Source organism: Aeribacillus composti, assembly GCF_031760945.1.
In the GTDB taxonomy this organism is placed as follows: domain Bacteria; phylum Bacillota; class Bacilli; order Bacillales; family Aeribacillaceae; genus Aeribacillus; species Aeribacillus composti.
On sequence record NZ_CP134501.1, the window covers coordinates 2,198,564 to 2,219,694 of the forward strand.

Genomic DNA, 21,131 nt, shown 5'->3' on the forward strand with positions numbered 1-21,131 from the left:
TTTCCCAAAAAGTTAATAGGGGGCTTGACCCGTTTGACAAATTATCATAAAGGCAAGACCCCCTACTCTTCACCTATGCCAGCTTCATCTGCGGCATCCAGCTTCATTAGCGGAGAAGTTTGGCAAGCTGCTCTTTTAGCTGATCAACAGAAACTTCTAAACTATTTCCGCTTTTTCTTTCTTTCACTTCTACAATCCCTTCATCAGCTCTTTTTCCGATCGTTATTCTGACAGGAATGCCAATTAAATCACTGTCAGCAAATTTCACACCCGGCCGTTCAGCACGATCATCATAAAGGACTTCGTATCCTCTCGCCTGCAAATCGTGATAAATTTGCTCTGCAACCTTGACTTGTTCTTCGTTTTTCATATTAACCGGAATAAGGTGGACTTCAAACGGAGCTAATTTATTAGGCCAAATAATTCCATTTTCATCATGAAATTGCTCGACCACCGCAGACAGTAAGCGTGAAACACCGATACCATAGCATCCCATGATGATAGGGTTTGTTTTTCCCTTTTCATCTAAAAATTCTGCCTTCATCGCTTCACTGTATCTTGTGCCAAGCTTAAAGACGTGGCCGACTTCAATGCCTTTCGCGAACTTGATCCGTCCCTTTCCGTCCGGCGAAGGGTCCCCTTCCTGAATAAATCTTATATCTTCATACTTGGTAACGGTAAAATCCCGATCAGGGTTTACTCCGATATAGTGCAAATCGTTTTCATTTGCCCCGCATATTCCATTTACGACTGCTTGAACTGCATAATCTGCGACAATTTCCACTTTGTCGGATGCGCCGATCGGTCCTAAAAATCCGGGTGAAACTCCCATTACCTGCTCTGTTTCTTCAGCTGAAGCAAGTTCAACAACTGATGCCTGATAAAGGTTTTTCAGTTTCACGTCATTGACCTCATGATCACCGCGGACAAGAACAAGAACGAACTTTTCATCTACTTTAAATAAAACGGATTTTATTAATTTTTCCTTCGGAACTTGGAAAAACTGCGCCACTTCTTCAATGGATTTTTTGTTTGGTGTTTCTTTTTTTTCAAGCTCCATGAGCGGTTCGTCAACCTTTTCATAAGATGCAATTACCGGAGCCATTTCAATATTTGCTGCATAATCGGACGAATCAGAATATGCGATCGTATCTTCTCCGATTTCCGAAAGCACCATAAATTCATGAGTATCTTTACCGCCCATTGCTCCCGAATCAGCGATGACTGCGCGAAAGTTCAACCCACATCGAGTAAAGATGCGGCTGTATGCTTCTCGAACCTGTTCGTACACTTCATCTAAGCTTTCCTGTGTAGCATGAAAAGAGTAAGCATCTTTCATAATGAACTCTCGTCCCCGCAAAAGACCGAACCGCGGACGCTTTTCATCCCGGAACTTCGTTTGAATTTGATAAAGGGTGAGCGGCAGACGTTTATAAGATTTGATCTCATCTTTTACCAAACTTGTTATAACTTCTTCATGAGTCGGACCTAAAGCAAAATCACGCTCATGACGGTCTTTCAATCTCATTAATTCTGATCCGTATGAATACCAGCGGCCAGACTCCTGCCAAAGTTCTGCTTGCTGCAAAGCCGGCATCAGCAGCTCCACCGCTCCGATCCGGTTCATTTCCTCTCTGATAATATTTTCAATTTTGGTTAACACTCTATGAGCAAGAGGCAGATACGAATAAACACCGCTAGCTGTCTGCCTAATGTATCCGGCACGCAACAGCAGCTGGTGGCTTTTAACTTCCGCATCTGCTGGATTTTCTCTCATTGTGGGTATAAATGACTGACTCTGTTTCATTTAAAGCACCTCGAATTTGATTTCTATATTATTTTTTAAAGGAAAAACTTTTGGATGTCATTCCATGTCACAACGAGCATTAACAGCATTAGAAGTGCAAATCCGATAAAGTGGACGATCCCTTCTTTTTGTCGATCAATCGGTTTTCCCCGGACCGCTTCAATGGCAAAAAACAATAAGCGTCCTCCATCTAGAGCTGGAATTGGAAGCAAGTTCATAATGCCAAGGTTAATGCTTAAGAGAGCCGTCCAGCTTAATAGGCTTGTCAAGCCTGTTTCTGCAACTTTTCCTGTCATATCATATATGCCGACAGGTCCAGAGAGCATATCAATTGAAAATTGTCCGGTTATCAGCTTCCCAACCGCAAATATTATTTCTTTCGACCATGTATAGGTCTCAACTAAGCCATATTTCAAAGAACCGAAAAATGTTTTTTCAACCGGGGAATAAACTCCTATTTGGCCGATCGTTTTGTTTTCGGATTTCACAGAATCCGGCGTTACCGTCATTTCCAATTCTTCTCCGGAACGTTCAATTGAAAAAAGAAGCTCATTCTCCGGATTTGCTCTGATCATTTCAACGACATCTTTCCACGAATTCATCGGCGTCCCTTCTATTTCTTTTACAACATCGCCTTCCCGTAATCCTGCTTGTTCAGCCGCGCTGTCAGGGACGATTTCTCCTAAAACCGGTTCATTCACGGGCACTCCTTGGCTTAGACCGAGGTAAAACAAAACTAAAAACCCTAATAGAAAATTCATAAAAGGTCCGGCAGCAATGGCGAGCGTTCTTTGAACGAGCGTTTTTGAAGCAAATTGCCTGTTATAAGGTGCAATTTGAATTTCTTCACCGTCAACTACATAAAAGGATGTTTCGCTTACTTCAAACCTTTTTAGACCGCTGTCTTCTCCATCTTCATAGCCTGTGATAAACATTCCATGTTCCAAATCTGCTTGTTCAACTTCAATCACTTTTGCATTAGGATACTTTTCTTTTCTGTTTAAAATAATTTTTTCAACTTGTCCTTTCTGATTAAACAATAGTCCAACCTGATAGCCAGGTTTGACCTCAATCATCTCCGGGTCTTCCCCCGCCATGCGCACGAAGCCGCCGATAGGCAAAAGCCTGATCGTATAGACCGTTTCTTTTCGTTTAAACGACAAAATTTTCGGCCCGAAGCCGATTGCAAATTCACGGCAAAAAATGCCTGCCCTTTTCGCCATAACTAAGTGCCCTAATTCGTGGAAAAACACCAATACGCCAAAAATAACGACAAATGCGATCACCGTGTTCACTTATTTAACCACCTCTAATTAATTAAAGATTGAACAAACTGTCTTGTCCTTCCATCCGCTTCTTGTATATCCTCCAAGGTCGGATTGAAAAGCGGAGCATGTTCTTCTAATGCCCTTTCTACAAGTTCTTCTATCTTTAAAAACGGAATTTTATCTTCCAAAAAAGCATTGACTGCCACTTCGTTCGCTGCGTTTAAAACAGCAGGCATTGTACCTCCTATTTTACCCGAATCAAAAGCAAATTTTAAGCAACGGTATCGATCAAAATCAATTTTTTCAAAATGAAGCTGTCCATATTTTGTTAAATCCAATCTTTCGCTTTCATAAGAAGGAATTCTATTTGGATATGTAAGCGCATATTGAATCGGTATTTTCATATCAGGAGTTCCAAGCTGCGCTATGATGCTGCCATCATGAAATTCGACCATCGAGTGAATGACGCTTTCTTTATGCAGCAGCACATCAATTTGGTCGTATGAAACAGAAAAGAGCCAATGTGCTTCAATGACTTCAAGCCCTTTGTTCATCATCGTCGCAGAATCGATCGTTATTTTTGCGCCCATTGACCAGTTCGGATGGTTTAACGCTTCCTTAACTGTAACATGCTTTAATTCATTTCGCGATTTATCCCGAAAGCTTCCTCCTGAAGCCGTTAAAATAAGCCGTTCGACGCTTTCCTTTTTTTCCCCGTTCAAGCATTGGAAAATCGCGGAATGTTCACTGTCCACAGGAAGAATTTGCACATTGTGTTTTCGAGCATAGTCGGTCACAATTTGTCCAGCTGTAACAAGTGTTTCCTTATTCGCTAAAGCGACCGTTTTTTTCGCTTCGATCGCTTTTAGTGTTGGAATAAGCCCGACGCTCCCAATGACCGCATTCACTACTATCTCGCCTTTATGATAAGCAGCCGTTTCACACAGCCCGTCATGTCCGTATGTAAGCTGACAGTTAGAAGGGATGTTCAAACGAATTTGATCATAAATTTCACGATTTTTGACAGCAACAAGCTCTGGTTTAAATTCATGAACAGCCTTCAATCCAAGTTCGATATTTTCTCCAAATGACATCGCAACTAGCCTGAATGAATCCGGATTTGCTCGAATCACATCGAGAGTTTGCTGCCCAATAGATCCTGTCGCACCCAGCAAAATAATTTTTTTCACATTGTCACCCCTTGTCTACTGATCAATTGGATGAAGAAATATAAAATCGGCATAATAAAAATCAAGCTGTCAAAACGGTCAAGAACTCCCCCGTGGCCTGGAAAAATCGTTCCGGAATCCTTTGTGCCGTAATGGCGTTTAAAAGCGGACTGTACTAAATCCCCCATTTGTCCAACAATAGAAACAATGACGGACACAAAAACGGTTTGAACATATGTCGGTAAAAAATTTGCAAAATAGTGGAAAATTAATCCAACCAAAATTGCCGAGAAAATCCCTCCGAAAAATCCTTCGACTGTTTTATTAGGGCTGATTTCAGCTGATAGTTTTTTCTTTCCGAAGGCTCGGCCGATAAAGTAAGCGCCTGAATCAGTCGCCCAAATCGTTAGCAGAGCAAACAAAAGCTTGTCTAGACCTAACACTCTCATTTCAATAAAAAAATAAAATCCGACTCCCACATATATGATCGCAATGAGCGCAAATCCAACGTCATCAAAAGAAAATTGATTTTTTGAAAACACTGTATAGATCAATAACAGGATCGCGCCAAAAAAAAGAAAGCCAGTTTTACTTATATGTATTTGATGAAGCAAATCAATATAACGGTTTGGGAAAATTAAAATCCATAAAAGGATAAAGCTGAACAAAACTGGAAATGAAAATAAATGAAATCGTTTCATTCTAAATAATTCAAACAATCCAACTGATGCGAGCACATAAATAGCAATTGTCAGCGGAAGTCCGCCAATAATGACAATTGGTACAAATAAGGCTAAAGCACAAATTGCTGTAATGATTCGTGTTTTCATTTTTTTTAGCTCCTTCTATACGCCGCCGAATCTGCGGATTCTCTGCTGATATTCGCGGATTGCCTCCAAAAAATGGTGTTCATTAAAATCCGGCCAGAGCACATCCGTAAACCAAAATTCAGTATAAGCCAGCTGCCAGAGCATAAAGTTGCTTAGCCGAATTTCTCCGCTTGTCCGAATTAACAGGTCAGGATCTTTGAGCTTTTTCGTCATTAAATAGTTGGAAAACAATTGTTCATCTATGTCATCTATATGTAGTTTTCCATCTTCGCGGTCTCTTAATATTTTTTTTACTGCTTCAACAATTTCTGTTCTGCTGCCATAGTTCAACGCAAAATTTAAAATCAGCCCGGTGTTTTGCTTCGTTTCATTCACAGCTTTCTTCACAGCATTTACCGTATAATCGGGGAGCATAGATTGATCGCCGATAACCCGAACTTGCACGTTTTCCTGTATTAATTCCGGCAAAAAAGTCGATAAAAATTCGACCGGAAGGCGCATTAAATAATTAACCTCATCTTTTGGCCTTTTCCAATTTTCTGTTGAAAACGCATATAAGGTCAAAACTTTGATGCCGATATCGCTCGCTAATTTCGTAATTTTTTTAACTACTTTCATTCCTTCCCGATGGCCGGCCATCCTAGGCAGCGATCTTTTTTTCGCCCATCTTCCGTTTCCGTCCATGATGATGGCCACATGTTCCGGTATTTCATTTACTAAAATGTTTTCTTTCGCCACCAAGTTTTTGGAACCTTTGCTGCTCTTTTTTTTATAAGGAAAATTAAACATAAGAATCCTCCACCGAGAATAATATGACATTAACAAATGTAGCAAATCCTCTTGAACAAAAAAACCCCCTGTGAGAAAAGAGGGTTTTTAGCACATTTCTATTGTACATTCATTTTGTTTAAACTTCCATGATTTCTTTTTCTTTTTCTTTTGTTGCGGAATCAATTTTTTTAATGTATTCGTCCGTCAGTTTTTGTACATCATCTTGAAAACCGCGCAGTTCATCTTCTGTAATGTCGCCCGCTTTTTCTAATTTTTTTAATTCATCATTTGCATCTCTGCGAATGTTTCGCACAGCGACTTTTGCATCCTCTGAATATTTGCGAACTACTTTTGTCAGTTCTTTTCTTCGCTCTTCCGTCAATGGAGGAATGGCAATGCGGATGACGGATCCGTCCGATGTCGGTGTTAATCCAAGATCAGATTTTAAAATCGCTTTTTCAACCTCACCGATTGTCGATTTGTCATAAGGCTGAACAACAAGCAAACGTGCTTCTGGCGTGGAAATCGATGCCAATTGATTTACAGGAGTTGGAACTCCGTAATAGTCGACCTGAATTTTATCAAGCAAAGACGCGTTTGCCCGGCCTGCACGAACACCTGCTAATTCACGTTTGAAAGCTGATAAAGCTTTTTCCATTTTTTCTTTCGCTTGTGAAAGAACTTGTTTAGACATGTTTATTTCCCCCTTACAATTGTTCCAATATTTTCTCCTAAAACAGCACGTTTAATGTTGCCTTCTTCCATAATCGAGAAAACAATTAAAGGAATATTATTGTCCATGCATAATGAAGAAGCTGTTGAATCCATGACAGCCAACCCGTCTTTTAATAAATCTAAATAAGATAACTCATCATATTTTACCGCTGAGGCGTCTTTTTTTGGATCTGCGCTATATACACCATCTACATTATTTTTCGCCATTAAAATGACATCTGCTTCGATTTCAGCGGCTCTTAACGCAGCCGTTGTGTCTGTTGAGAAATAAGGATTTCCTGTTCCTGCTGCGAAAATGACTACTCTTTTCTTCTCCAAATGGCGAATGGCTTTTCTTCTTATGTACGGTTCTGCGACTTGTCGCATTTCAATTGAAGTTTGCACTCGGGTAGGAATGCCAAGTCCTTCCAAACTATCTTGTAAAGCTAAAGAATTCATAACAGTCGCCAGCATTCCCATATAGTCTGCTGTTGCCCGATCCATCCCCATCTCGCTGCCGATTTTGCCTCTCCAAATGTTTCCGCCGCCAACAACTACTGCGACTTCTACACCCATTTCAGCAATTTCCTTTACTTGTCTGGCAATTGACTGTATGACGGAAGGATTAATTCCAAAGCCTTGAGCTCCAGCAAGCGCCTCTCCACTTAATTTCAGCACGATACGATGATATTTTGGCGTACTCATATTAACCTCCAAGCTATTTCTTGACGCTATATATAGAAAAGTTGAAACAAAGGGTTTTCAAAAAGAGGGAACACTCGCTTGTGTTCCCTTCTTAACATTTTCATGACTTTTATTTCTTAATTTGATTCATAACTTCTTCAGCAAAATTTTCTTGACGCTTTTCAATTCCTTCTCCAACTTCATAGCGAACAAACGCTTTTACGTTTGCGTTTTGTGCTTTGACGAAATCGCGTACTTTTTGATCAGGATTTTTTACAAAATTTTGCTCTAAAAGGCAAATTTCCTCAAAAAATTTGCCGAGACGACCTTCAACCATTTTTTCTACAATGTTTGCAGGTTTTCCTTCTTGAAGAGCTTGTTTTTTAAGAACTTCGCGTTCGTGCTCCACTTCAGCCTGAGGAACATCTTCACGAGAAATATAACGCGGATTAACCGCTGCGATATGCATTGCTACATCTTTTGCAGCAGATTCATCATTTGTTCCCTCAAGCACCGTTAATACTGCAATGCGTCCGCCCATGTGCAAGTAAGCGCCGAAGACATCTTGATCATTTTTCTCGACAACTTCAAAACGGCGTAATGTAATGTTTTCGCCAATTTTAGCAATAGCAGCATGGATGTATTCCTCCACTGTTGAACCGTTTTCCATTTTGGAAGCCAATGCGTCTTTTAAATCAGCTGGTTTGCTTGCCAGCAAGTGTTTAGCCAAATCTTCAATTAATTGTTTAAAAGAATCATTTTTTGCAACGAAGTCTGTTTCGGAATTCACTTCCAAAATAACAGCTGTATTGCCGTCAGTTTTGATTAATGTCAAGCCTTCTGCAGCGATTCGGTCAGCTTTTTTCGCAGCTTTCGCTATGCCTTTTTCACGAAGATAATCTATTGCTTTGTCCATATCACCATTTGTTTCAGTCAATGCCTTTTTGCAGTCCATCATGCCTGCACCGGTTTTTTCCCGAAGCTCTTTTACCATTTGAGCAGTAATTGCCATAAAAGTTCCTCCTTCAATTCGTATGCTTAAAAAAGGTGATAAAAGGCTAAAATCCCCTCTTATCACCTTTTGTCATTTAGGCAGTTGTAGTTTCTTCGCCTTGTTTGCCTTCTAAAACAGCATCTGCTATTTTGGAAGTTAACAATTTGACGGCGCGGATTGCATCATCATTTGCAGGGATTACATAATCGATCTCATCTGGATCGCAGTTTGTGTCAACGATGCCGATAATCGGAATATTTAATTTGCGAGCTTCCGATACAGCGATGCGCTCTTTGCGAGGATCGATAATATAAACAGCATCAGGCAGCTGTTTCATTTCCTTAATGCCGCCTAAAAATTTCTCAAGGCGTTCCAATTCTTTTTTCAAACGAACTACTTCTTTTTTCGGCAATACATCAAATGTGCCGTCTTCTTGCATTTTTTCAATTTCTTTTAAACGAGCAATTCGTTTTTGAATTGTAGCAAAGTTCGTTAATGTTCCTCCCAGCCAGCGCTGATTGACGTAAAACATTCCTGCACGTTCTGCTTCTTCTTTAACAGATTCCTGCGCCTGCTTCTTCGTACCAACGAATAAAATGTTGCCTCCATTTGCAGCTAACTCTCTTGCAAATTGATACGCTTCCTCAACTTTTTTTACTGTTTTTTGAAGGTCAATGATGTAAATTCCGTTCCGTTCAGTGAAAATATAGCGTTTCATTTTCGGATTCCAACGGCGTGTTTGATGACCGAAATGAACACCAGCTTCTAATAATTGTTTCATTGAAATAACTGACATTTTCATTCCTCCTAATGGTTTTTCATCCTCCGCCCGCTTCATTTTTAAGCATGACTGCACAAAACAGCACCGATGCTTAAATCAACAGACGTGTGTATTAGCACCAAAAACAAATATAACATATGGAAGTTTGGCAATCAAGAAAGAATTCAATCGTTTTGTTGAAATTTCATGACGAGTTCAATTTCTGTTTTGCCGACATGTAATGTTTGTGCAATTTCGTCTATAGTATATCCTTTCTCTAATAATTGGAATACTTGTTTATGCAAATTTTTTCTTTTATCTTTAGGCTCTTCTATAAGCTCTGCATCCTTGTCGATAGGCTCTACATCCGCGCTCGTGTCTTTCTGGATTGTGCTCACTTCCACCTTGTCTTCCAGCTGCGTAACTAATTTTTCGAGATCAAAAGAACCGGGCTTGGCGCTGTTTTGCTCGAGCTGTTCAAGAAATTGTTTGTTTTCTTCTTTTAATTCCAATAAAAACATCGCGAGCGAATCTTCTGCTTCTTTTAATAATTGTTCCTGCTTTTCTTCTATTTTTTTTACATTTTGATAGCGTGTATAAAGGAGAATGATAAAGTAAAACGAAACGATGTGCAAAACAAAGCTCAGTAAAAGAAATACCGCCATGTTTCAACCTCATTTAATTGTATTCTTTTTAAGATAAAAGCTTAACGAGCGTTCCTTTTAATTTATATAATGCTTTCGAATGAATTTGCGAAATTCTCGAAGTGGACAAATTCAGCACGTTTCCTATCTCTGTTAATGTCAGCTCTTCTTTATAAAACAAGCTTAATACGAGCTGCTCCTTATCGTTTAATTGTGAGATCAATTTTGTTAAATGCTCAAATAATTCCTCTTTTAACAGATGCTCTTCCGGAGTTAATGTTTTATCATCCTTAAGGACAATGTTCATCTGTTCCCCTTCTTCTTGGTCATGCAATTGTTCATCAATTGACAAGACATTGGCAAAAAAGTTTTCATTGACGACATGAACGACTTCTTCGGGTGTCATACCCAACTCTTCTGCAACTTCATTAGGCGTCACATTGCGATGATATTTTTGCTCCAACCGCTCAATGGCTGCTTCCACTTTTTTTGCTTTTTCCCGAAAACTTCTTGGAAGCCAATCTTCTTTCCTTAGTCCGTCAAGAATGGCTCCGCGTATGCGGAAGGATGCATACGTATCGAATTTTAAATCCCGTGTAGGGTCAAATTTTTCCAGTGCATCATATAATCCCATCAATCCAAAACTTATTAAATCATCTTTATCGACATTTTTTGGAAGACCCACTGAAATACGACTGACATGATAGCGGACAAGCGGCATATATTTTTTGACGAGCATGTTGCCCGCATCTTGATCACGGTGACGAAACCACTTGTCCCAGTACACCCTTTCATCATTCAGTGTCATCGATTGGACCATTGCCTTTTTCCTCCTTCTAAAATGTCAATCTCCGGCTATATTTGCTTCACTCCAAGATTGACGGTGCGAATCGTCAAAATGAATGAATTCGTATCAAATTCAATGGTTCTTCCATTTTTACCGCCAACATCTTCGCTAACGATAGGGATATTACTGCTCAACAAATGCTGTTTGACCGCTTCAACATTTCTCGGACCTATTCGCATGATTTTGGAAGATGGCCGATGCGGAAACATTTCAGCTCCTCCAGCTATTTTCGCTTTAAAAAACATGATGTTTCCTCCATAGTTTTTTAAAAGACGAATTAATTCTGTTACAGCCGTATCCGCATATTTTGCACAATTTAAAGGCTCCTTGTTTGAAAGCGAAGAATCAGGCAGCATTATATGAGCAAGTCCTGCCAATTTATTTACATCATCATAGATGACGAGTCCGACGCAAGATCCTAATCCAGTTGTTCGAATTTTCCACGGAGCTTTCACAACATTCATTTCCGAAATACCGACTTTTACAACATTTTCAAAATGCCCCATTTCACTAAACCTCTAATATGTCAAAAATTTTTTTATATGACTGTGAGTCGGGCAGAAAGAAAATATGCCCTCTTATTAATTCGGAATCTTGATGCCCTTCTTCTTTTATAACAGCATCGATGACAAGTGCTTCATCACTTTCAAGCGAAAGCTCGATCAGAGCATGACTGATAATCGCGCCGAACATATCACATTGGATGGCAGGAACGGACGGATTAACCATCAAATTGGTCATGTTCGATAAAACAGATAAATAGGATCCAATCAGGATGTTGCCGAGCTCCTGCAAAACAGAGCATTCCATTTCTTTCATAGTTGAAGCATCCTGAAGAACATAATCATTCATTAATGCTTTTGCATATTTTTTAGCCTGCGGGATCGGCAAAATGAAAAACATCGATCCAGTTATATCCTCTTGAATGCGGATGTATACAGCCGTAACCTCTGTTTCCGCACCGCCTGCTAAATCCATCACATCGTTAAAAGAGGCGACATAAACGTTCGGAACTTTCATTTCAATTTTTTTATTAAGAAGTTGGGACAGACTCGTTGCGGCATTTCCCGCTCCGATATTGGCAATTTCCTTTAATATATCGATCCTTTTGTTTGATAAATCAAACAACTTGCTCATGCTCTATTACCCTCTGATTTTCTTTGCTCAGCACTTTTTCAAGGTCAAGGAGCATAATCAGCCGTTTATCCAATTTTGTAATTCCTTTTATAAACTCGGTTTCTACTTGTTCGATGACGCTTGGAGCAGGTTCAATACTGTCTTCAGATATATCGACGACATCATTGGCAGAATCAACAATCAATCCAACTTCCATTTCATTTTGAACAGCTATAATCACTCTCGTCTGATCTGTTATTTCTTTTTCCGGCATATTCAATCTTTTTCTTAAATCTATGATCGGAGTGACAACACCGCGCAAATTGATGACTCCTTTTATATAGTCAGCTGTTTTCGGAACGCGGGTGATATGGTCAACTTTTTCAATCGATTTCACATTTTGTACAAAAACCCCGTATTCTTTGTCTTGCAGCTGAAAAACTATGACCTTCTGTTCATTAAATACACTATTTGCCATTCTCATCTTCCCCTTCCATCAAGCATTACTGGATTAATGCATTACAATCAACGATCAATGCAACTTGACCGTCTCCTAAAATTGTGGCACCTGAGATGGCGAATACATTTGTCAAATATTGTCCTAACGATTTCAAAACAATCTCTTGCTGACCGATGAAGGAATCGACAACTAAACCAGCCATTTTATCTCCTTTTTTGACAACGACGATTGAAACATAATCTTGGTCATCCTCGGCGTCCACTTCAAAAATTTCTTTTAAAAACACTAGAGGTACAATTTTTCCGCGATAATCAATCACCTTGTTTTGATGTGTCTGTAAAATATCTTCTTTTTTAATAACAAGGGATTCAATGATAGACGAAATCGGAATACCGTATTTTTCATTTCCAACTTCAATGAGCATGGCGGAAATAATCGTTAATGTCAGCGGGAGCTGGATCGAGAATAAAGATCCTTTTCCTTCTTCCGACTCGATGGTGATGCTTCCTCCGAGCGATTCGATTGTATTTTTCACTACATCAAGCCCTACACCCCGTCCAGAGACATCTGAAATTTTTTCAGCCGTTGAAAAGCCTGATGCGAAAATGAGTTCATGAATTTGTTTTTCCGTTAATGTTTCGCTTGCCTCTTTTGTAACGATTCCCCGCTCAATAGCTTTTTGCAATACCTTTTTCTGATTGATTCCTGCACCGTCGTCTTCGATTTCGATAAAGACATGATTTCCGCTGTGATATGCGCTGAGCCGCAGCGTTCCTTCTTCTTTTTTGCCATATTTCAGGCGGGTTTCAGGCGTTTCAATCCCATGGTCGATCGCATTTCGGATTAGATGCACAAGCGGATCGCCAATTTCATCAATGACGGTCCGATCCAATTCGGTTTCAGCGCCAGTGACAACTAAATTGATTTTTTTATTTAAATCGCGGGCGAGATTTCTCACCATTCTCGGGAAGCGGTTAAAAACGGTTTCGATTGGAATCATGCGCATATTTAAAATAATGTTTTGCAAATCAGCTGAAACTCTGGACATTTTCTCAACCGTTTCTTTCAGCTCCGAGTGATTTAATTCTTTTGATATTTGCTCTAAACGCCCTTTGTCGATGACTAATTCTTCAAACAAGTTCATTAAAATATCGAGGCGCTCAATGTTGACGCGGATCGTCTTTTGCTGGTTTTTCTTCTGTTTTTGGCTAGTGTCTTTCGAGCTGTCCTTCTGCTGACGGCTTTGCTTGCTGGAAACAGTAGTTTGTTTGCTAGCAGCAGTTTGTTGGCTGGCATTAGATTGTATGCTGGAAACAGACTGCTGTACTCTTTCAGTACTTGGCTTTTCTACATTCACTTTTTCAACTAGTACTTCTTCAACCTCTGAAATTTTCAATAGGCTGTTCCGGATAAAGTCCTTATCTTCCTTCGTAATGTAGGCAACCGAAAAATTGTTGTCAAACTTTTCTTCTTCGAGTAAATCAACAGAAGGCGATGATTTGACCACTTCCCCGTGCTTCTCAAGCAATTCAAAAACCATAAATGCTCTCGCTGCTTTTAAGATGCAGTCTTCTCGAAGCCGAATGTTGATTTCGTATACTTGAAATCCTTGTTCAATTGATTGAAGAATGACCGTCCTGTCATATTCATCAAACTTCAGTTTTTTCACATCCTGCACTTGTTCTCTTGATGTTTCATTTTCAGCTGTCTCATCTTCAATTTGTTCTCCGCTTTCAATCGCTTGCAGTTTTTTCACAATGGCCGAAACATCTTTTTTGCCGTCTCCTCCATCCGCAATCGATAAAACAATTTCCTCCAAATTCTCCAATGCTTCAAAAAGGACATCCAAAATTTCAGGCGTTACTTCTAATTTTTGATTGCGAATGGCGTCAAACACATTTTCTATTTTATGTGTTAAATCGGCTAAATCTTCAAACCCCATCGTTGCGCCCATTCCTTTTAATGTATGGGCGGAGCGAAAAATTTCGTTCACAATTCCTAAATCATCCGGATTTTGTTCAAGCTCCAAAAGCTTTTCGTTGCACGACTGCAAATGTTCTTTACTTTCTTCAATAAAAATGTCCAAATATTGATTCATTTCCATGGCAGCACACTCCTTGGATTTAGATCAGCTTTTGAATTAAATACGGAATTTCCATTAAATCTTCCACGTAATCAACCACATTCGCTTGGATGGCGGATTTTGGCATCCCAAATATAATGGAGGTTTTTTCGGACTGTGCGATCCCTGTCGCATCTGTCCTTTCTTTTAATGCTTTTAATCCTTTTGTCCCGTCAGAACCCATTCCCGTTAAAATACAAGCAATCGTTTGATAATATTTTAAATTCGATAAAGATTCAAACAGTACATCTACTGAAGGTCTGTGCCCTCTCTTTTTTTCCGATTGATCCAGTTCAATGAATAAATTCCCTTGTTTTTCTATTACTTTCATATGGCTGCCTCCAGGCGCTATGTATGCTACCCCATTTCTGACGATTTCTTGATGCTCGCCTTCTTTTACTTCGATGTTTGACATTTCATTTAATCGTTCAGCCAACGATTTTGTAAATCCTGGCGGCATATGCTGTACGATGAAAATCGGCGAATTCAGGTTTTTCGGGAAGCATGGAACGATTTTTTGAAGGGTGCTCGGTCCTCCGGTAGAAGTTCCAATGGCAATTAAAGATTTTTTTCGCTGTCGATGGCTCTTTTCTTTCATCATCTCCTTTCGAGGAAATGTGTCGATCTCTTTTTTTAACATCTGAACTTTTTCTTTTGCCCGTTTTGCTGCTAGAACTTTTGCAATTAATTCTTCTTTCACTTTAAATATGTCAAGAGATATGGAGCCGGAAGGTTTCGGGATAAAATCAAACGCCCCGAAAGCTAAAGATTTTATCGTGTTTTCGGCTCCTTCTTTCGTCGAACTTGAAAGCATAATGACTGGCCTTGGAAACTTGTCCATGATAATCTGCAAAGTATCAAGCCCGTTTAAAACCGGCATTTCAATATCTAACGTCACAACATCAGGATCAAGCTCTGCGATCTTTTCAATTCCTTCTTTTCCATTTTTAGCTGTGCCAATCACATCAATGGAAGGACTCTCTAAAAGCAAATCGGAAATCAACTTTCTCATAAATGCCGAATCATCAATAACCAAAACCTTTACACGACTCAAAAACATCACCTACTTGAAAACAAAGATCTAAGAGAATGAATAAATCCTTTTCTTTTTATTTTACCATTTAAGTACATCTCTGTTATATTTTCTAGTGCTTTCGATATAGGAGCATTCGGAAAACGCAAAATAAACGGAATTTGTTCCATGACTGATTTCTGTACATGATCATCCTCCGGCAAACTGCCGAGCAAATCAATTGTTTTATGTAAAAAACGCTCTGCAGTGGTTCTAATTTTTTCCCATGTTTCTTTCGCTTCAATGTTTTTCTTGCATCGATTGACAACTACTTTCATCACCTTTTCTTGATCAAACTGGTGAATGAGCTTTATCGCACTGTAGGCGTCCATAATCGATGTCGGTTCAGGCGTCGTAATAACGATAATTTCGTCCACTGCAAGCAAAAATTTCAAGCTGTCTTTCGAAATTCCTGCTCCCATATCAAATAAGATGGTGTCGTATTTCTCTATTATTCTTTCAAGCTCGTAAAGAAAAAATTGAAACTCTGCTTCATCGATTGTGACAATATTGGAAAGGCTCATTCCTCCTGACAAATACTGCAAATTTAAAGGACCTTTTTTGATAATTTGTTCAATTCCAATGCGGTTTTTCAGCAAATCGACAATTGATCTTTCTTGATACTGCTGTCCCAGCAAAAGATCGATGTTTGCCATTCCAATATCGCAATCTACCAGCAGCACACGGTCGTTTCGTTTTTTGATCAAGTTTAAAGCGAAATTTAAAACGAAATTCGATTTGCCGACTCCCCCTTTTCCGCTAATCACAGCCACTGTTTTTGCATGACGGTTAGGCGGAGAGTCTTTTATCACCGCATATTTGTTTTGCTGAATAATCCTTCTGAGTTGTTCTGCTTGATCCATATCCTGCTACCCCATTAAATATTGAATAAAAGTTTCATGATCCAGCTTATGAATGTCGTCTGGAACATCTTGACCGTCAGTCATATATCCGGCACCAATCTTTGTTTTGTAGACGATGTTATACATAGCTCCATAAGAGGAGGTTTCGTCATGTTTAGTAAAAATAAATTGATGAATCGGCAAATGAGAAAATTGGTTATAAACTTTTTCCATATCTTCAAATTTTGAAGTTAAAGAAAATACTAAAAATGTTTCCATTTCATCCTGAAAGTCAATGGTTTCGCTTAAATCTTGCACATATTGCTGTTCAAGGAAGTTCCGGCCCGCCGTGTCAATAAAAACGATGTCGCAGTCATTCAGCTTCTTTTTCCCCTCCTGAAAATCAAATGAGTTATAACAAACTTCAAGCGGGGCATTTAAAATTTCGGCATATGTTTTTAATTGATCGATCGCAGCAATTCGATAAGTGTCCGTCGTAAGAAATCCGATTTTTTTCTTGTAATTTATTTTGCAGATTGCGGCAAGCTTTGCCAATGTCGTCGTTTTTCCAACACCGGTTGGTCCTACAACATTCACAAATTTTTTTGAAAAAGTAATGCCGTGAAAAGGAATGTCCGAAATCCTCTTTTTTAACTCTTTCTTCAATTGAAATTCCAGCTGTTCGTTTGTCAGCTTTTTTTGATGGATCAAATATGTTTCCAGTATAGATGCGATTACATCCTGTTTAATCGGCTGCAGCAAACCTAACGAATCAATTTTTTGTTCGATCTCTTTTAGGTCAGGATGAATAACAGTACTGTTTACGGACATGGATTGAACGAGATCCTTCAGTTTTTTTATTTCATTCAGTACAGGAGACATCTCTAATTGTTGGTCCGTTTGATGTTCTATTTTTTCTTTTTGGAACCCGCTGATCATTTCATCTTCTTCGTCAATGCCCGCCACCACTTCAATCATTTTTTTCTTAAACATTCCTAGAAATCCACCAGTATAGACGACTTTCGAATTGAGGATGACAGCATTTTGACCGAGTTGGCTGCGAATCGTCTTCATCGCCTCTTGCATAGTATGGGCTTTGAATTTTTTAATCTTCATTAAATATTCACCACTCCGACACTTTGTACTTCAATGTTTGATTCAAGTTCGTTGTATGACAATACGGGTACATCAGGCAAATATCGCTCGATCAGCTGCCGTGCATACATTCTAACAGAAGGCGAGCAGAGCAAGATTGGCGTTTGCTCTTCCATTGCCAGCTGTTCCACATTTTTTGCAATGGCTTCGACAATCCTTTGTGATACATGCGGCTCCAATGACAAAAAGGTTCCTCGTTCCGTTTGCTGCACGCCATCGGCAATGGCTTTTTCTACTTGAGCGGAGAGAGTAATGACTTTCAATGTCTCCCCTTCTTTTGCATACTGGCTTGTAATTTGTTTTGCCAGCGACTGTCTTACATATTCAGCTAAAATTTCCGGATCTGTTGTAAATTTGGCATAGTCAGCTAATGTTTCAAAAATAACCGGCAAATTTCGAATAGAAATTTTTTCTTTAAGCAGTTTCGCCAAAACTTTTTGAATATCTCCTATAGAAAGTGGATTCGGCGTAACTTCTTCCACTAATATCGGGTATGTTTCTTTTAAATGATCGACAAGCTGTTTTGTTTCGTGTCGTCCAAGCAATTCATGAGCATGCCTCCGGATCGTTTCCGTAATGTGAGTAGAAACAACGCTAGGAGGATCGACGACCGTATATCCTGCCAATTCAGCTTGTTCTTTTAAATGTTCGCTGATCCATTTTGCAGGAAGTCCAAACGAAGGCTCAATTGTGTCAATCCCTTCAATCGAATCATTATCCATTCCTGGCGCCATCGCCAAATAATGATCGAGCATAATTTCACCTTTCGCCGCTTCGTTTCCTTTAATTTTTAATCTGTATTCATTCGGCTTTAATTGGATATTATCCCGTATTCGGACGACAGGAATGACAAGGCCCAATTCTACGGCAAGCTGCCTTCTGATCATTACGATCCGATCCAACAGGTCTCCCCCTTGTCCGCTATCAGCAAGAGGAATTAAACCATATCCGAATTCAAATTCAATTGGATCCATCGATAAAAGATTCATCACTTGCTCCGGACTTTTCGCTTCGTTCATTTCCACTTCTTCTTCAACAATCTCTTCGTCTTTTTCAATTTGTTTCTTCGTACGATTCATCGCAAATGCTAAGAAAGCAAACATGAGAGCGATCGGAGTTGTTACGATCGGACCAATCGGAGTAACAATACCTAAAATAAAGATGATTCCTGCGGTAACATACAGCAGCTTTGGAAATGCTAAAAGCTGGTTCGTAATGTCTTGTCCTAAATTTCCGTCAGAAGCAGCTCTCGTGACAACAATCCCTGTTGCCGTTGAGATTAATAAAGCTGGAATTTGGCTGACTAATCCATCTCCAACTGTAAGAAGCGTGAATTTTGAAACAGCTTCTTGAAAAGAAAGCCCCTGCTGGATCATGCCGATGATAATTCCGAAAATAATATTGATCAGCACAATTATGACACCAGCAATCGCATCTCCTTTTACAAATTTGCTTGCTCCGTCCATTGCGCCATAAAAATCTGCTTCTCTTGCAATCGTTTCTCTCCGTTTTTTTGCCTCGTCTTCCGAGATGATTCCCGCATTCAAGTCTGCATCAATACTCATCTGCTTACCGGGCATGGCATCAAGCGTAAAGCGGGCTGCCACTTCTGCTACCCGTTCAGATCCTTTTGTAATGACAACAAATTGAATAATAACTAAAATGATAAATACGACAAAACCAACAAGGATATTTCCACCGACAACAAAAGTTCCAAACGTTTCCACGACTGTTCCCGCTTCTCCATTAGCTAAAATCGAACGCGTTGTGGAAACGTTTAAGCCGAGTCGATATAACGTTAACAAAAGCAAAAGAGAAGGAAAGATTGAAAATTGTAAAGGCTTTTCAATGTTCATGGATGTAAGGAGGACGAGCAAGGCAAGAGATATATTAATGATAATCAATATGCTCAGCAGCCATGAAGGCAGCGGGATGATAAGCATGGCAACAATTAAAATGACAGCTACTATAACCGATAAATCTCTTGCTGACATGATACTTCCTCCTAGCAAAATTGTTACACTTTTTGTTTTTGACGATAAACATAAGCTAAAATTTCAGCCACAGCCTTAAAAAATTGTTCAGGAATCATCTCGCCAATTTCCACTTGGTCATACAAGGAACGAGCGAGCTGCCTGTTTTCGACTGTTATGATTTCATGGGCTTTGGCAATTTGCTTGATCTTTTGCGCGACAAAATCTGTTCCTTTTGCAACTACGACAGGTGCATCGTGTTCCTTTTCATCATACTTTAAGGCAACTGCATAATGAGTAGGGTTCGTAATGACGACATCAGCTTTCGGAATTTCCTGCATCATCCTTCTCATCGCCATTTCCCTTTGTTTCTGTTTAATTCTCGATCTAATTAACGGGTCGCCTTCCATTTTTTTGTACTCATCTTTTACTTCCTGCTTAGACATGCGAATGTTTTTTTCGAAATCCCATCTTTGATACAAGTAATCTAGCAATGCGATGAACAAAAGCGCACCTGAAGCATATAGTCCTATCTGCACCGCCAGCTTTGAAATTGAAGCAAAAGCTCGTTCAAGCGGCATTTGCGGAAGTCGCAAAATCTCCTGCCAATTGAAATAAATATACGCAAAGGTTACCCCGCCGATAAAGAAAACTTTTAAGATCGATTTCAAAAGCTCGACAATTGCCCGAATGGAATATATGCGTTTAAATCCTTCAATCGGATTCAGTTTATTTAATTTCATTTTCAACGGTTCAGTTGTAAAAAGAAATCCAACTTGAATATAATTACTGAAAACCCCAGCAACGAAGGCTGCTATCATGAATGGAGCGGTAATTTGAGCGCCTTCCAATACATATTTATTAAAGATTGAATGCACATTTTCTTCTGTGATATCCGTCAACAAATAATCTTCAAAAGTAGAATGGAACATGTTTAAAATATTATCAATCACCGTTTTCCCGAAAAACAGCAATGACAGAAAAACTAAAAACATGGTGATGGCTGTGTTCAAATCGGGACTCTTGGCAACCTGCCCTTTTTTCCTGACATCCTGCCGCTTTCTCGGAGTCGCTTTTTCCGTTTTTTCTCCGGCAAAATATTGCAAATCTAACGGTAAATAATTCATGCGCCATCACCTAATAAATTCATTAAGGTTCTCATCACATCGAACATGTATTGGAAAAGCCCCTGAATCAGCATAAATATAATGCCTAAAACGAGCACCATCATCAGAAAGCTGACGCCAATTTTAATGGCAAACCCAATGACAAATACATTCATTTGCGGAACTGTCCGGGCAACAATCCCTAGAGCAAGGTCAACTAAAAAGAGCGAAGCGACTATCGGAAGCGCCATTTGAAATGCTACGAGAAACATTTTGCTGAACGCCTTCAAAACTTGTTCGGCAACAGCTCCATCAGAAATCGGAATAAAATATTGATCCGGAGGGATTACTTGAAAACTGTATACAATCCCGTTAATCAGCATATGGTGCCCGTTTAGGCTCAGCATGAGCAATAGGGCAAAAGAATAAAGAAATTGTCCAATTAACGGCGTTTGAACTCCTGTCTGCGGATCAATAATATTCGCGATGATAAACCCCATTTGAAAATCGATTAAGCTTCCTGCAATGTGGACAGCTGACATGATGATATATGCGATCAGACCAATGAATAGTCCGATTAAAACTTCTTTTATTATCAGCGGGTAGAAATTCGCATCTAAGTCAACCTTTCCCTCATCGATCGTCATGACGATGATAAGGGAAAGGAAAAAAGACATGCCAATTTTAAACCGCATCGGAATATTCCGATATGAAAATAATGGAAGTGTTGCAATAAAAGCTGTTATTCTTGTAAACACAAGCAAAAAAAGCGGATAATACTCCAGCATCATCATTCA

At 39.5% G+C, this 21,131-nt stretch carries 20 protein-coding genes and 2 pseudogenes; all 22 read right to left on the minus strand.

What is annotated here, in order from left to right:
* Positions 1-106: 106 nt before the first annotated feature.
* The gene (locus tag RI196_RS10565; protein WP_311066222.1) at positions 107-1,807 is read right to left on the minus strand and encodes a proline--tRNA ligase; all 1,701 of its coding nucleotides are present in this window, start codon (positions 1,805-1,807) and stop codon (positions 107-109) included.
* Between the two features lie 35 nt (positions 1,808-1,842).
* Entirely contained in the window at positions 1,843-3,102 is a 1,260-nt protein-coding gene (gene rseP, locus RI196_RS10570; RefSeq protein WP_311066223.1) for an RIP metalloprotease RseP, read from the minus strand.
* Between the two features lie 14 nt (positions 3,103-3,116).
* Positions 3,117-4,265 carry a 1-deoxy-D-xylulose-5-phosphate reductoisomerase gene (gene dxr, locus RI196_RS10575; protein WP_063386696.1) on the minus strand — a complete coding sequence of 383 codons (1,149 nt, stop codon included), beginning with the start codon at positions 4,263-4,265 and terminating at the stop codon, positions 3,117-3,119.
* A complete protein-coding gene (locus RI196_RS10580; protein WP_063386695.1) occupies positions 4,262-5,074 on the minus strand; it encodes a phosphatidate cytidylyltransferase in 813 nt (270 codons plus the stop codon). The genes dxr and RI196_RS10580 overlap by 4 nt, the downstream gene beginning before the upstream one ends.
* Positions 5,075-5,089: 15 nt before the next feature.
* Entirely contained in the window at positions 5,090-5,863 is a 774-nt protein-coding gene (gene uppS, locus RI196_RS10585; RefSeq protein WP_063386694.1) for an undecaprenyl pyrophosphate synthase, read from the minus strand.
* Positions 5,864-5,981: 118 nt separating this feature from the next.
* Entirely contained in the window at positions 5,982-6,539 is a 558-nt protein-coding gene (frr, locus tag RI196_RS10590; protein WP_063386693.1) for a ribosome recycling factor, read from the minus strand.
* Between the two features lie 2 nt (positions 6,540-6,541).
* Positions 6,542-7,264: a UMP kinase gene (gene pyrH / locus RI196_RS10595; protein WP_063386692.1), complete on the minus strand. Its 723-nt coding sequence runs from the start codon at positions 7,262-7,264 to the stop codon at positions 6,542-6,544.
* Positions 7,265-7,373: 109 nt separating this feature from the next.
* Complete coding sequence (gene tsf, locus RI196_RS10600) at positions 7,374-8,255, minus strand: translation elongation factor Ts (protein ID WP_063386691.1); 882 nt, start codon at positions 8,253-8,255, stop codon at positions 7,374-7,376.
* Positions 8,256-8,331: 76 nt separating this feature from the next.
* The gene (rpsB, locus tag RI196_RS10605; protein ID WP_063386690.1) at positions 8,332-9,033 is read right to left on the minus strand and encodes a 30S ribosomal protein S2; all 702 of its coding nucleotides are present in this window, start codon (positions 9,031-9,033) and stop codon (positions 8,332-8,334) included.
* A gap of 149 nt (positions 9,034-9,182) precedes the next feature.
* On the minus strand, positions 9,183-9,662 hold the full coding sequence (locus RI196_RS10610; RefSeq protein WP_066246479.1) for a DUF6115 domain-containing protein: 480 nt from the start codon (positions 9,660-9,662) through the stop codon (positions 9,183-9,185).
* 28 nt (positions 9,663-9,690) lie between these two features.
* The gene (locus RI196_RS10615; protein WP_063386688.1) at positions 9,691-10,461 is read right to left on the minus strand and encodes a FliA/WhiG family RNA polymerase sigma factor; all 771 of its coding nucleotides are present in this window, start codon (positions 10,459-10,461) and stop codon (positions 9,691-9,693) included.
* 35 nt (positions 10,462-10,496) lie between these two features.
* Positions 10,497-10,994: a chemotaxis protein CheD gene (locus RI196_RS10620; RefSeq protein WP_063386687.1), complete on the minus strand. Its 498-nt coding sequence runs from the start codon at positions 10,992-10,994 to the stop codon at positions 10,497-10,499.
* Positions 10,995-10,998: 4 nt separating this feature from the next.
* On the minus strand, positions 10,999-11,625 hold the full coding sequence (locus RI196_RS10625) for a chemotaxis protein CheC (protein WP_066246481.1): 627 nt from the start codon (positions 11,623-11,625) through the stop codon (positions 10,999-11,001).
* Positions 11,609-12,082, minus strand: coding sequence for a chemotaxis protein CheW (locus tag RI196_RS10630; protein ID WP_063386685.1), 474 nt, complete (start codon positions 12,080-12,082; stop codon positions 11,609-11,611). Before RI196_RS10630 ends, RI196_RS10625 begins: the two co-directional genes overlap by 17 nt.
* 25 nt (positions 12,083-12,107) lie before the next feature.
* Positions 12,108-13,700 (minus strand): annotated as a pseudogene (locus RI196_RS10635) (chemotaxis protein CheA); the annotation flags it as partial.
* 234 nt (positions 13,701-13,934) lie between these two features.
* Positions 13,935-14,168: pseudogene (locus tag RI196_RS18740) on the minus strand (Hpt domain-containing protein); the annotation flags it as partial.
* A gap of 19 nt (positions 14,169-14,187) precedes the next feature.
* Complete coding sequence (locus RI196_RS10640) at positions 14,188-15,240, minus strand: protein-glutamate methylesterase/protein-glutamine glutaminase (RefSeq protein WP_063386683.1); 1,053 nt, start codon at positions 15,238-15,240, stop codon at positions 14,188-14,190.
* 5 nt (positions 15,241-15,245) lie between these two features.
* Positions 15,246-16,121, minus strand: a complete 876-nt coding sequence (locus RI196_RS10645; protein ID WP_311066226.1) for a MinD/ParA family protein — start codon at positions 16,119-16,121, stop codon at positions 15,246-15,248.
* 6 nt (positions 16,122-16,127) lie between these two features.
* Positions 16,128-17,216, minus strand: coding sequence for a flagellar biosynthesis GTPase FlhF (gene flhF / locus RI196_RS10650; RefSeq protein ID WP_144597747.1), 1,089 nt, complete (start codon positions 17,214-17,216; stop codon positions 16,128-16,130).
* Positions 17,216-19,249, minus strand: coding sequence for a flagellar biosynthesis protein FlhA (gene flhA / locus RI196_RS10655; protein WP_066246489.1), 2,034 nt, complete (start codon positions 19,247-19,249; stop codon positions 17,216-17,218). The genes flhF and flhA overlap by 1 nt, the downstream gene beginning before the upstream one ends.
* 23 nt (positions 19,250-19,272) lie before the next feature.
* Complete coding sequence (gene flhB / locus RI196_RS10660; protein WP_063386679.1) at positions 19,273-20,355, minus strand: flagellar biosynthesis protein FlhB; 1,083 nt, start codon at positions 20,353-20,355, stop codon at positions 19,273-19,275.
* A complete protein-coding gene (gene fliR / locus RI196_RS10665) occupies positions 20,352-21,128 on the minus strand; it encodes a flagellar biosynthetic protein FliR (RefSeq protein ID WP_066246491.1) in 777 nt (258 codons plus the stop codon). Before fliR ends, flhB begins: the two co-directional genes overlap by 4 nt.
* Between the last annotated feature and the right edge of the window lie 3 nt (positions 21,129-21,131).